The sequence below is a fragment of the Bartonella sp. AP40SXNS genome, assembly GCF_042195825.1.
Lineage (GTDB): Bacteria > Pseudomonadota > Alphaproteobacteria > Rhizobiales > Rhizobiaceae > Bartonella.
Genome location: NZ_JBHIPB010000021.1, coordinates 1 through 10,200 on the forward strand (window position 1 = coordinate 1; position 10,200 = coordinate 10,200).

General features: G+C 39.3%; 11 protein-coding genes and 2 pseudogenes. 8 read left to right on the plus strand and 5 right to left on the minus strand.

Annotated features, from left to right (window positions below):
• From ACFILZ_RS08865 to ACFILZ_RS08880, 4 genes and pseudogenes are all read left to right on the plus strand, one after another.
• The coding region (locus tag ACFILZ_RS08865) for a tyrosine-type recombinase/integrase (protein ID WP_375682370.1) at positions 1 to 483 on the plus strand (483 nt) is incomplete at its 5' end.
• Between the two features lie 208 nt (positions 484 to 691).
• The gene (locus ACFILZ_RS08870; RefSeq protein ID WP_375610923.1) at positions 692 to 892 is read left to right on the plus strand and encodes a helix-turn-helix transcriptional regulator; all 201 of its coding nucleotides are present in this window, start codon (positions 692 to 694) and stop codon (positions 890 to 892) included.
• Between the two features lie 97 nt (positions 893 to 989).
• The gene (locus ACFILZ_RS08875) at positions 990 to 1,874 is read left to right on the plus strand and encodes a toprim domain-containing protein (RefSeq protein ID WP_375610929.1); all 885 of its coding nucleotides are present in this window, start codon (positions 990 to 992) and stop codon (positions 1,872 to 1,874) included.
• A pseudogene (locus ACFILZ_RS08880) lies at positions 1,871 to 2,269 on the plus strand (DUF3987 domain-containing protein); the annotation flags it as partial. The gene ACFILZ_RS08875 and the pseudogene ACFILZ_RS08880, both read left to right, overlap by 4 nt.
• 678 nt (positions 2,270 to 2,947) lie before the next feature.
• Here the strand turns inward: ACFILZ_RS08880 and ACFILZ_RS08885 are convergent.
• Genes ACFILZ_RS08885 through hemA form a run of 5 tightly spaced genes read right to left on the minus strand, consistent with a single transcriptional unit; the run spans position 2,948 to position 6,887 of the window.
• Complete coding sequence (locus ACFILZ_RS08885) at positions 2,948 to 4,084, minus strand: MFS transporter (protein ID WP_375610928.1); 1,137 nt, start codon at positions 4,082 to 4,084, stop codon at positions 2,948 to 2,950.
• A 2-nt stretch (positions 4,085 to 4,086) separates the two neighbouring features.
• Positions 4,087 to 5,151 carry a Gfo/Idh/MocA family oxidoreductase gene (locus tag ACFILZ_RS08890; RefSeq protein WP_375610927.1) on the minus strand — a complete coding sequence of 355 codons (1,065 nt, stop codon included), beginning with the start codon at positions 5,149 to 5,151 and terminating at the stop codon, positions 4,087 to 4,089.
• A gap of 9 nt (positions 5,152 to 5,160) precedes the next feature.
• A complete protein-coding gene (locus ACFILZ_RS08895) occupies positions 5,161 to 5,652 on the minus strand; it encodes a GNAT family N-acetyltransferase (RefSeq protein WP_375610926.1) in 492 nt (163 codons plus the stop codon).
• A complete protein-coding gene (locus tag ACFILZ_RS08900) occupies positions 5,645 to 6,049 on the minus strand; it encodes an aminotransferase class I/II-fold pyridoxal phosphate-dependent enzyme (RefSeq protein WP_375610925.1) in 405 nt (134 codons plus the stop codon). Before ACFILZ_RS08900 ends, ACFILZ_RS08895 begins: the two co-directional genes overlap by 8 nt.
• Complete coding sequence (gene hemA / locus ACFILZ_RS08905; RefSeq protein ID WP_375610924.1) at positions 6,024 to 6,887, minus strand: 5-aminolevulinate synthase; 864 nt, start codon at positions 6,885 to 6,887, stop codon at positions 6,024 to 6,026. The genes ACFILZ_RS08900 and hemA overlap by 26 nt, the downstream gene beginning before the upstream one ends.
• A 424-nt stretch (positions 6,888 to 7,311) precedes the next feature.
• Between hemA and ACFILZ_RS08910 the strand changes: the two are divergent.
• From ACFILZ_RS08910 to ACFILZ_RS08925, 4 genes and pseudogenes are all read left to right on the plus strand, one after another.
• Positions 7,312 to 8,103, plus strand: a pseudogene (locus tag ACFILZ_RS08910) (tyrosine-type recombinase/integrase); the annotation flags it as partial.
• A gap of 208 nt (positions 8,104 to 8,311) precedes the next feature.
• Positions 8,312 to 8,512, plus strand: a complete 201-nt coding sequence (locus tag ACFILZ_RS08915) for a helix-turn-helix transcriptional regulator (RefSeq protein ID WP_375610923.1) — start codon at positions 8,312 to 8,314, stop codon at positions 8,510 to 8,512.
• 97 nt (positions 8,513 to 8,609) lie between these two features.
• Entirely contained in the window at positions 8,610 to 9,494 is an 885-nt protein-coding gene (locus tag ACFILZ_RS08920; protein ID WP_375610922.1) for a toprim domain-containing protein, read from the plus strand.
• The coding region (locus ACFILZ_RS08925; RefSeq protein WP_375610921.1) for a DUF3987 domain-containing protein at positions 9,491 to 10,200 on the plus strand (710 nt) is incomplete at its 3' end. The genes ACFILZ_RS08920 and ACFILZ_RS08925, both read left to right, overlap by 4 nt.

Consider the following 10,200-nt stretch of genomic DNA (forward strand, 5'->3'; position numbering starts at 1 on the left):
CAACTGGCTTTACGTTTGCTTATTCTGACAGGCGTTCGTACTTTTCCTTTATGTCATATCCATAAAGATCAAGTTGAGGATGATATATGGACTATCCCTGCTGAAAATATGAAAGGAAAGCGTGATACAACAAAAGAGTTTCGTGTACCCCTATCATCTGAAGCATTAGACATTTTAAAACAAGCGCGCCTTTTATCACGCAATGATTTCTTCTTTTCTGCAACAGGTCGTGGTCTCCTCGCGCATAGGTGTATGGCTCAATATATGAAACGTATTGGACTTGAAGCCTGCCCGCATGGCTTTCGCTCTAGTTTACGCAATTGGCTCGCTGAAACAACCGATGCCCCCTATGAGGTCGCTGAAACCATTTTAAGTCATACGGTAGGCGGTAAAGTAGAGCGTGCCTATCGTCGTACTGATTATTTAGAACAGCGCCGTGTCTATATGGATAAATGGGCGGCTTATGTCACCGGTCAATCTTAAGATATGGGGTGCATAACCCCATGATCTGTGGATAACTTTCTCTCTCTTCTCTCTCATTCGCTCTCAATTAGACTCATAATTTATCACATAAAAAATTGTATGATAAAATATTGTTTTCTATAAATAAAATACCTTCAAAAATAAACCAAAATGTGCTTAATAAATAGGTATGATTTGGTTCTATTTTTTATTATGAAAGGATTTTAGAATGACAGAAAATGATCTTCTTTTAACAGACCGTGAAAGTGCAAAATTGCTTCATATGAGTGTCTCAACATTCCGCCGTCATGTGACCAATGGCTCTTTACCAAAACCTTTAAAATTTGGTTTTTTATCCCGTTGGTTACAATCGGATCTCTTGAATGTAATCGAACAAGCGAAACAGCAACGTCAAAGTGACGTGGCATAAAAAAACCTTGTCACGTAAGGACGGACAAGGCTTTCTCAAACTCATCAATCTAAGGATAGCACAATCCGTCCTGTGACGCAACGTTATAGGATTAAAAATGATGTGTTCTTTTAAGAATGCGCAAGGTATCACACGTGCCTTGCGTGGTACTTGGCATGGGCGTTATGGAACAGCCCGTTGCCCTGCTCATGATGATAGGCTGCCTAGTTTATCTATTTCTAATGGAAATGATGGGCGTTTATTGCTCTATTGTTATGCTGGCTGCTCTTTTAGAGAGATCATACAAGCGCTTATTAGAATTGGCTTGCTTGGTAAACAAGTTTATGATCATACGCTTTCTTTCTCAAAACAGTGTTGTGCTGATCTCAAACGAGTAAAACAGAAAGCAGAGAGAGCAAAAGCAATTTGGCAACAAAGTCAACCAATCAAAAATACTTTAGCTGAGACCTATTTATGCGCGCGGGGGATTACATGTGAATTGCCGTCTGATCTACGCTTTCATGACAAATGTCCGCACCCATCTGGGATGACACTACCCGCGTTGGTTGCTCTTGTTAAGGGAGCTGGTTCCTTTGCAATTCATAGAACCTTTTTAAAAGACAATGGCTGCAAAACGAATTTGTCACCAGCAAAAGCTATGTTGGGATCTGTAACGGGAGGTGCTGTGCATTTAAGTCAAGGCAATGATCGGCATCTTGTTGTTTGTGAGGGCATTGAAACTGGTCTGGCTCTGCTGTCTGGTTTGTTATCAGAGCCCGTTAATTTATGGGCGTCTCTTTCAACCCATGGCATGATGCGTTTGAATTTATCTCCTACAAAAGCACGTCTCACCATTGCAATGGATGGCGATGATGCGGGTCGTAAAGCAGGTTTTAACCTAGCAAAGCGTGCTTATAACCAAGGCTTTGAGGTCTTTATGATGCAAGCCCCCTACGGTCTAGATTTCAATGATTTTTTAATTATGAAAGGTATAAATAAATGAGAGAAAATAAAAACAATATTGTAGATACCAACAATCAAAATGTTTCATTCAATGATAACGATAATGTTTCTTTAAACGATAATACTTGTTTAGAAGCCATTCCTTATAAACAAGCATTGCAACAAAATGGTTGGGGGGAAATAAAGCCTATCACGGCTGCTCTTTTACCCGTCAAGCCTTTTGACCCATTACAACTCCCCATGCCATTCATGGATTATGTTTATGACGTTTCAGAGCGTCAACAAGCTCCTATGGATTTTATTGCTGTCTCTGCTTTATGTGCTTTAGCTGCTGTCATTGGTAATGGCGTGCGGATTGCTCCAAAACAATATGCCAATTGGAAAATTGTTCCTAATCTCTGGGGTGCCATTGTTGGTGAATCCTCGAATAGAAAACACCTGCCTATCATCACTGTGCTACGTTACAATCTCTTACAGAAAACATATTATTTTTTCTAAATGTGGATTTAAAGATATTAAAGCGTTCGAAACGAACCAGCATGACATATGAAAATAAAGATGAATAATATAGGAGAAGAAACAAAGAGAAACAGGGCGTTTTATAAAAGGCAAGTCAATTGTAAAGAGTAAAAAAACTTGCAAATGCTAAGTTTTTGAAATTATGCTATTTTGAGCAAAAGTAAATTTTTTTAAATCAATGGCTGTGTATTGGCACCCTTTGAGCCTGATTTCTCTATACTTACCATTGTGTTGTGACGAATAAACATCTGAAAAAAACGAAAATAACTTTTTATGGTGAACAAAGCTCGACCATCCCGCTTCCTATGCCCTAGTTTTGAGAATACTCGCTAAAAAACACGGTACTTCAAAAGGCTTCTATGAGCCTTAACTTGCATAGAAAACAGCTATTTGTGGTTTGCTAATCTATAAGTCATACTAGTCCTCCAGCGAGATTTTGAAGAAAGCTGTCTTTCTCATAAGCAATAAAAACTATTCAACGTTTGTAGCAGAGCGCAGCCAGTTCAAACTTAATTGGGAACTGCAAAGGTTAATATTTTATAAAAAAGAGCTTAATGACATAGACTAACCGTTCTAAGATTTCTCTTTATTTCTTTAATTATCGCTTAGTTTTCGTTTACAGAGTCCAACCAGCGCAAAGAAAAGCACTGCTGCTGCCATAAAGGGCAACAAATTTGGCTGGAAACCAGAAGCTAAGAGCAAACCGCCAGCAAAGGCACCACAGGCACTGCCCATATAATTAGCCGAACTATTTAATCCTAACACAGCGCTAGCATGGTTAGGTTGTGCTTCTACAAGTACTTGTTGTTGTGGTGCTAAAGAAGACCACCCCATCATCCCCCATAAAAAGAACGGAATGAATACAAACTGCCCTAAAAGCGAAGCAAAACCCAAGCTCATAAGCGAAAGGAGTAAAAGCAGAAGAATAAAGAAAAGAATAAGAGAGTTTTTTTGAATTTTATCCAATAAAATTCCTACCCCAAAACTGCCCAATACACCGCCAAGTCCCCATACCCATAAAGCGGGCATTATATTTGTCATAGCATCGCCTACAGCCATGATAGATGTAATATAGGTATAAGTTCCTAAACTTGCCACTGCAGTAAGAAAAGTAATCAAAACAGTAAGCGCCACTTTTTTATCGACTAAAACTGCAAAACGTGCGCGCAGCGATGGCGGTGGCACCAAAGTAATCATCGGCAAATAACGTGCCAAACCAAGCAAAGCAATTGCACTCACAACAACGACAAGCCAGAAAACATAATGCCAACTATAAAGTTCGCTCAACCACAAACCTAAAGGAACGCCAAGAACGGTACCACAACTCATGCCCCCAAGTGTAAATCCTAAAGCACGGCCCTTTTGATTTTCTCCAACAAGGCTGACAGCTGCCGACATTGCCATAGGAGAAAATAAGCCTGCACCAATGCCAGCAAATAAACGGGAAACAAAAAAATACATGAAATTAGATGCTAAACTGCTCACTATATTCGCAACTAAGAAAAAACATAAAGAAGAAAACAGGATCTTTTTAATCGATTTTCCAGCTAGCAAAGTCGTAAAAAGAGGCGCAGAAATTGCATAGAAAAATGTAAAAACTGTAACGGCTTGGCCAGCCTGCCCTTGCGAAATCTGAAAGGTCTTGCTGATCTGAGGTATAATTCCTGCCACGACATAGGCATCTAATCCCAAAGCCAACATACCCAATCCTAAAAAGATAAGCTTATACATGTTTAGCCCAACTGCTCTAAATTTGCATTAACGGCAATGAATTTCTGGGGATCTCCTATTAATAGAGATGGAGACATATGCGTCTGAGTTTCAGCATTTATCAGATTCAACATCTTTTGTAACTCGATAGATTCTTCAAGACTTGTAAAATTCACAGCTGGTTCCTGCCCATGCAGTAAAAAATTTAAAACATCCTCAACCTGTCTAGTTAGCTTAACAATAGTATGCAATTTACTATTTTCGATATCTACTTTGGTACAATGTTCTACCAACGGGGAGTTATCTTGCCCTTTATGCCAAATTTTTAAATAATCCTGATCCCAATTCGGTGTGTCAAAAACCATATGAGCGAATATGAGCTCTTCATTTTTATTGACAAATGTAAAATCTACTGTTCTTTGCCTTACGATATTGACAAAACTACTATAACCTGTACATGTAGCGTGACAAACATTCCCCACTAAAAAGACACTATCGAGCAATGACTTGCTATTAACAGCAAAATCTGATGTAATGCCTGCTGCAGTAGAAACCAAAATTTTCTTACGCAAAATCCATTGTATAAGATCTAAAGGATGAATAATTTCGCTTCCAATCCCAGTAGTTGGCCGCGGATCATATAAGCGGTCTTTTCCCCAATAAAAATTTACTCTCAAAGGCTTAAGCTTCTCAGTTTTAACAAAATTTCTTAACAAGGTGGAACATTCTGAATACCGTTCAACCATATCTAAGCAGAAACCTGCTGTTTTTTTTAAGCTTAGCTGTACTGTATCTAGGTCATCTTGGTGGGCCACTAAAGGTTTTTCACAAATGACAAATCCTCTATAATTATTTAATTTTTTAATAATTTCATAATGATGTCCATCAGTTACCGACAGGACTATAACATTAGGATTAAATTCATTCAGGGCTTGTTCTAAAGATGCATAATAAGGCAAATCAATGCATCGCCCTCCACGAGAATGATAAGCTAATTTTATATCGTCAAGCCCAACCACTCTTGCATTTTGAAAAGCTCTCAGATATCGATTCCCTGCATAACCTAATCCAATGATCAAAGCACGCATACAAATCTCCTAATCAATTTGTTTATAAAACAATGTTTCGCCAGTTTCCTGCCAGCCAGCTTTCTTATAAAAAGAAATGGCATTATTAGTGCTTTGCAAGAAAACTTTAGTGACTCTATTATTACGAAACCAATTAAGCTGGAAAGCAATCAACTTATCTCCAACGCCTTTCCTCCGCCATGTCGGTTCTACCACTACTGATTGAATCCAGCCTGTCAATCCATTTAAAGAACCTGTAGAGGGAGCTCTCTCATCAATGAGACCGGTACTACAACCGATTAGATCATCTTGATTATAGGCTCCAAATACAATTTTTTTAGAAAAAGAATTCGCAAACAAAACTTGCAACCACATTCTATAACTGTTTTTCCACGCCGTAGAATCCTCAGTGTTCGAAGAAGCATAATTACTAAAACCATCATCAAGCAGAAACGCTCTTAAATTAATCAACTTCTCTATATCTAATGAGGATGCCGGTTTAATATAAAACGTACTACACATTTGCTGCGCTCTCTTTGGCACATTGCGGTTCCATAAAGGGAATATCCAAATCTTCAAACACCTTCGTTAAGGCACTAACCAAATGTAAAATATCATCTACTGTATGGTTGGGTGTAACATTTACTCTAAATCTTTCAGTCCCCTGTGGCACTGATGGCGAATTTATGGGTTGAAGATAAATATTATACTTGCTATATAAGAGTTCAGCTGCCAGCATACATTTTTCTGTAGAGCCCACAATAATAGGTAAAATGTGGAGACAGGCAGTTTCTAGAACACGTATCTGAGCTGCTCTTAATTTATCTCGTAAAATTGTTGTTTTTTCCTTTAATTTGATGCGTTCTGTATTTGATCGTTTCAAATATTCTATACTAGCTAAACAGCCAGCAGCTACCACAGGGGGGCATTGATGTAGTAAAAATAAAGCCAGAAGCAAATGATCTTACAGCGTCTATTACTGCGCGACTGCTTGCTATGTAACCGCCTACCACACCGACAGCCTTAGCTAAAGTGCCTTGAATAATATCAATGTGAGAATCTACCCCTAGCTCTGCTGAAATCCCTGCACCACGGGGGCCATACATGCCAATTGCATGAACTTCATCCAAAAAAGTAAAACAATTATGTTTTTTTGCTAAAGCTACAATTTCCCTAATAGGAGCAACATCACCGTCCATTGAATATACAGATTCAAAGACGATCAGCTTAGGTTGCTCTATTGGATAACGGGCCAATTCTTCTGCAAGATGATTTACATCATTATGTCTAAAGATAACTTTTGATACTCCAGAAGCCTTGATGCCATTTATTAAAGAAGCATGATTCTGTGCATCTGAAAAAACTACACAATCACTAAATAAGCGCAGAAGACATTGTAAAGTCGCATCATTAGAACTATATCCCGTGGGAAAGACAAGAGCGCTCGCTTTTCCATGCCAGTCCGCCAAACTCTCTTCGAGGGCAAAAAGTAAATCATAGGTCCCACCAATGTTACGCGATCCACCAGCACCTGCCCCATATTTATCAAGAGCCTCACGCATCTTCATTAGAACTTCAGGGTTTTGTGCCTGCCCTAAATAATCATTACTACACCACACCGTAACTGTTTTATGTAAATTTTCCCCAGTACAGGCTAAAGGATAGGAACCTCGTATCCTATTTATATTATAAAACTTTCTATAATTTCCTTCCAATTTTAGCAAATTGACTTTATTAAGTAACAAAGAATTATACATGCTAATTTATCCCCCATGAAATTTAAGCTAACCCGCATGATACTTCATGCGTATCATTAAAATAAAACGATGTAAATAAGAAAAAGAGATTTAGGGTCAGGATCTACTTAATTTTCTAGATTCTCATTTTTGCTGATTTGTCGTCTATTGGTTTACAGAAGATTAGCCAATGGCTAATTTATTTTTATTGAGGCGGATCAGACGGTGCAGCTATCGCCTTATTTTCCCTTGTCGCACAGCATTGCACGCATTTTCGATCCTGGTTTCTCTGTACTTAGCTATTGTGTTGTAACGAATAAACATCTGAAAACAAATGAAAATACTTTTTAGGTACAACAGATCTCGATAATCCGTCCCCCATACCCTAGCGTTAAGAACACTAGCTAACAAAAGAGTAAGGTACTTTAAAAAAAGCAGTCATACACCTTTGCGGCTTTACATTCTCCCTAAATTAGGCTGTTTACCCGTTTCTGAGATTACCCAAACAGAGATACGCAACACGCTTGCCCCCATTTGGCATACAAAAGCTGCAACAGCAGAGAAAGCACTCATACGTCTTAATCTTTGTCTCAAACATGCGGCTGCATTAGGATTGAATGTTGATTTACAAGCAACAGAAAAAGCACGCGCTCTTTTAGGTAAACAACGCCATAAAGCAAAAAACTTTCCGGCTATGAATTGGAAGAAGGTACCTGCCTTTTATCAGTCACTCTGCCAAACAACAACCATAACACAACTGGCTTTACGTTTGCTTATCCTTACAGGGGTTCGTACCAATCCTTTGCGTCATATTCGTGAAGATCAAATTGAAGGTGATATCTGGACCATACCTGCTGAGAATATGAAAGGTAGACGTGATGCTACAACAGAATTTCGCGTGCCTTTATCAGCAGAAGCATTAGAAGTGATTAAAGAAGCACGTCCTTTGTCTCGCAATGGTTTCCTTTTTTCTGCTAAAGGTCGCGGTCCTCTTGCTGTAAATTGTATGGCTCAATATATGCAACAGACTAGACTTGATGCCTGCCCGCATGGATTTCGTTCTAGTTTACGCGATTGGCCTGCTGAAACAACCGATGCCCCCTATGAGGTCGCTGAAACTATTCTAAGTCATACGGTAGGAGGACAAGTAGAACGTGCCTATCGTCGTACTGACTATTTAGAACAGCGCCGTGTCTATATGGATAAATGGGCGGCTTATGTCACCGGTCAATCTTAAGATATGGGGTGCATAACCCCATGATCTGTGGATAACTTTCTCTCTCTTCTCTCTCATTCGCTCTCAATTAGACTCATAATTTATCACATAAAAAATTGTATGATAAAATATTGTTTTCTATAAATAAAATACCTTCAAAAATAAACCAAAATGTGCTTAATAAATAGGTATGATTTGGTTCTATTTTTTATTATGAAAGGATTTTAGAATGACAGAAAATGATCTTCTTTTAACAGACCGTGAAAGTGCAAAATTGCTTCATATGAGTGTCTCAACATTCCGCCGTCATGTGACCAATGGCTCTTTACCAAAACCTTTAAAATTTGGTTTTTTATCCCGTTGGTTACAATCGGATCTCTTGAATGTAATCGAACAAGCGAAACAGCAACGTCAAAGTGACGTGGCATAAAAAAACCTTGTCACGTAAGGACGGACAAGGCTTTCTCAAACTCATCAATCTAAGGATAGCACAATCCGTCCTGTGACGCAACGTTATAGGATTAAAAATGATGTGTTCTTTTAAGAATGCGCAAGGTATCACACGTGCCTTGCGTGGTACTTGGCATGGGCGTTATGGAACAGCCCGTTGCCCTGCTCATGATGATAGGCTGCCTAGTTTATCTATTTCTAATGGAAATGATGGGCGTTTATTGCTCTATTGTTATGCTGGCTGCTCTTTTAGAGAGATCATACAAGCGCTTATTAGAATTGGCTTGCTTGGTAAACAAGTTTATGATCATACGCTTTCTTTCTCAAAACAGTGTTGTGCTGATCTCAAACGAGTAAAACAGAAAGCAGAGAGAGCAAAAGCAATTTGGCAACAAAGCCAACCAATCAAAAATACTTTAGCAGAAACCTATTTACGCATGCGGGGGATCACATGTGATTTGCCTGCTGATTTACGTTTTCATAGCAAATGTCCACACCCCTCTGGAGTTACACTCCCCGCGTTGGTTGCTCTTGTTAAGGGGGCTGGCTCCTTTGCCATTCATAGAACCTTTTTACAAGCCAATGGCTGCAAAACAGACCAAAAACCAGCAAAAGCCATGTTGGGATCTGTCACGGGTGGTGCTGTGCATTTAAGCCAAGACAATCCAAAACATCTGGTCATTTGTGAGGGCATTGAAACCGGTCTGGCTCTACTGTCTGGGTTGTTAACAGAGCCCGTGAATTTATGGGCGTCCCTTTCAACTCATGGCATGATGCATGTGAATTTACCCAAAACCAAAGCCCGTCTGACAATTGCAATGGATGGCGATGATGCGGGGCGTAAAGCAGGTTTTACCCTCGCTGCACGTGCCTATAGACAAGGCTTTGAGGTTTTTATCATGCAAGCCCCCTACGGTCTAGATTTCAATGATGTTTTGATACTGAAAGGTATAAATAAATGAGAGAGAATAAAAACAATATTATAGATACCAACAATCAAAATGTTTCATGCAATGATAACGATAATGGCTCTTTAAATGATAAGACTTGTTTAGAAGCCATTCCTTATAAACAAGCATTGCAACAAAACGGTTGGGGGGAATTAAAACCACTTGAATATACTCTCTTACCCGTCGAGTCTTTTCATGCTGCGCAAATGCCTTTAACTTTAAGTCGCTATGTTTATGACGTTGCTGACCGTCAACAAGCGCCTCTCGATTTTGTGGCTGTCGCTGCTTTGTGTGGCTTGGCTGCTCTCATCGGCAATGGCGTGCGGATTGCTCCAAAACAACATGATGATTGGAAGATTGTCCCTAATCTCTGGGGCGCTCTTATTGGTCAACCTTCAACCATGAAAACACCTACCATGCAAGCCGCTTTAACTCCTATCACTTGCCTTCAAAAGAAATGGTATAAAGACTGGCTAAAGCAGAAAGAGAGACAAGAAATTGAAGAGATACTTGAAACTTTAGACAAGTCTGAAAAGAAAAAACAAGCCCATAAAGCAATCAAAAAAAGAGATCTTGAAACAGCCCGTGCTCTTTTGTCTGAAACCCTCTCTAAAGACAATGCGCATGATGATGATGTCTCCCGTTTTATTGTCAATGATGTGACCGTTGAAAAGCTTGGGGAACTTTTAAAAGAAAACCCCCGTGGTCTCTTGATGGT